The organism is Flavobacterium sp. (assembly GCF_035760125.1).
Lineage (GTDB): Bacteria > Bacteroidota > Bacteroidia > Flavobacteriales > Flavobacteriaceae > Flavobacterium.
This window is the reverse complement of record NZ_DASTTN010000306.1, coordinates 1-2,255: the sequence shown is the minus strand read 5'-3', so window position 1 is coordinate 2,255 and position 2,255 is coordinate 1. Positions and strand designations below refer to the sequence as shown.

Here is a 2,255-nt window from a genome sequence, read left to right as displayed (position 1 = left end):
AAATCTTTGTAAAAGGCATTTGCATAAGGGTCTAACAAAATACATTTCGTTTGACGATTGATTACACCTTTTACAAGTTCTTTTAGCTTTTTGTCTTCTTTCACAAAAGGAAGATAAGGCCATATTTGAGCTGTAGAATCTCTCAACCACATCGCATCAATATCGCCTGTAATCACATAAGTATCCGGTTTTCCGTCAATGATTTCAAAATCAACTGTTGTATCCAAAGTGTTTGGAAAACAATTTTCAAAAAGCCAAGCCAACTCTGGATTTGCAATTTGTTTTTTGATTCTGACAATTGCATTTTCAATGGCTTTGCTGGTGAATTTTCGTTGTGCCAACGGCGGACGTTGGCTCACAAAATCAGGAACAAGATTGAAAAATGAATTATTATTTGATGCAAAAGCTTCAGTGTTTATGGCCAGTATTCCTGCCGATAAAATCCCTGTGTTTTTTAAAAATTTTCTTCTTGATTGCATATTTTTATTTTTTACAATTAAAGTCTACTAGTTTTGTGAATATATTGAAACTGTATTAGTCTTATTTAATAGATGGCCATCACAATTTTATTGAAGTCATCGAACTGGGTTTCGTATATAATCATAGGTTTTATGACCTATTTATTGCAATGCTCATTCCATAGCGATCCGTCTTTATTTAAACCAATCTGTACTTTATTAAAAAATGCAGATTGATTTTTATACTTGGAAAATCTTATTTTTTTGAATAAGAATAAGGATAACTTTCTTTAGTAGTCCCACGTTTTTTATTAGGGGTCTTTGTCATTTCAAAATTAAGTTCAGCCCCTTTTTGTAGTTCAAAATGGTTTATGAAATTTTTGTTATAAACCTTTTTGTTCCATTTTAGTTCTTGAACGTATTTGTTTTCATCAGAATTTTTGTCGGCATTGATTACGATCTGTTTTCCGTTTTCTAAATTAACGGTCACTTTTTTGAAGAACGGAGTTCCCAAAACATATTCGTCAGAAGCAGGTGTTACTGGGTAGAATCCTAGAGCAGAGAACACATACCAAGCCGAAGTTTGACCATTATCTTCATCACCACAGTAACCATCCGGCGTTGGTTTATAAAGTTTATTCATAACCTCACGTGTCCAATATTGCGTTTTCCATGGTTCTCCAGAATAATTATACAAGTAAATCATATGCTGAATTGGTTGGTTCCCATGTGCATATTGCCCCATTCCCATAATTTGCATTTCGCGAATTTCATGTATAACTCCGCCATAATAGGAGTCGTCAAATACAGGAGGCAAAGTAAACACCTCGTCTAATTTAGCCGTAAAAGCTTTCTCTCCACCCATCAAATCAATCAATCCCTGAATGTCGTGAAAAACGCTCCAGCTGTAATGCCAGCTGTTTCCTTCAGTAAAGGCATCACCCCATTTAAAAGGGTTAAACCCTTTTGTGAAAGTACCGTCTTTATTGCGGCCTGACATAAGGTTAAATTCAGGATTGAATACATTTTTGTAATTCATCATTCGTTTTTCATACAAAGCAATTTCTGCTGCCGGACGATTTAAGGCTTTCGCCAATTTCCAAATAGTAAAATCATCATAGGCATACTCCAATGTACGAGCCGCATTTTCTTTGATATTCACATCATAAGGTACATAACCAATCGTGTTATAATAGTCTACACCTCTTCGACCCGAAGCACCCGGGCCTTCGTTATTTGCACCTTTTAACAAGGCTTCATACAACGTATTTATATCATATCCTCTCATCCCTTTCAAATAGGCTTCCGAAACCACAGATGCCGAATTATTTCCAATCATGCAATCTCTTTGACCTGGGCTTGACCATTCTGGCAGAAATCCACCTTCTTTATAATCGTTTATCAAAGCTTCCTGCATTTCCTTATTTACAGAAGGGTACACTAAATTTAACAAAGGGTATAAGGCGCGGAAAGTGTCCCAGAAACCTGTTCCTCCATACATATATCCATCCAAAACTTTTCCGTTGTAAGGGCTGTAATGAACTATTTTCCCAGCGGAATTTACTTCATAGAGCTTTTGAGGGAAGCAAGTTGCTCGATACAAGCAAGAGTAAAAAGTTTTCAGCTGATCTTCTGTACCCCCTTCAACCATAACTTTCGAAAGTGTTTTATTCCACTCAGCTTTAGATTCGGCTACAACTTTTTCAAATGGAGCATTTTTTAATTCCGCTTTCAAATTTTGCTCAGCTTGCTCAAAACTGATAAACGACGATGCCACACGAACATTAACCTTCTCCC

At 36.2% G+C, this 2,255-nt stretch carries 2 protein-coding genes; both read right to left on the bottom strand.

What is annotated here, in order from left to right; genetic code table 11:
* Window positions 1–479: glycoside hydrolase family 125 protein (locus VFS71_RS11010; protein WP_326401274.1), on the bottom strand; the 479-nt coding region annotated here is incomplete at its 3' end.
* 235 nt (window positions 480–714) lie between these two features.
* Window positions 715–2,255, bottom strand: a 1,541-nt coding sequence (locus tag VFS71_RS11005; protein WP_326401273.1) for a glycoside hydrolase family 92 protein, incomplete at its 5' end; no start/stop codon positions are given.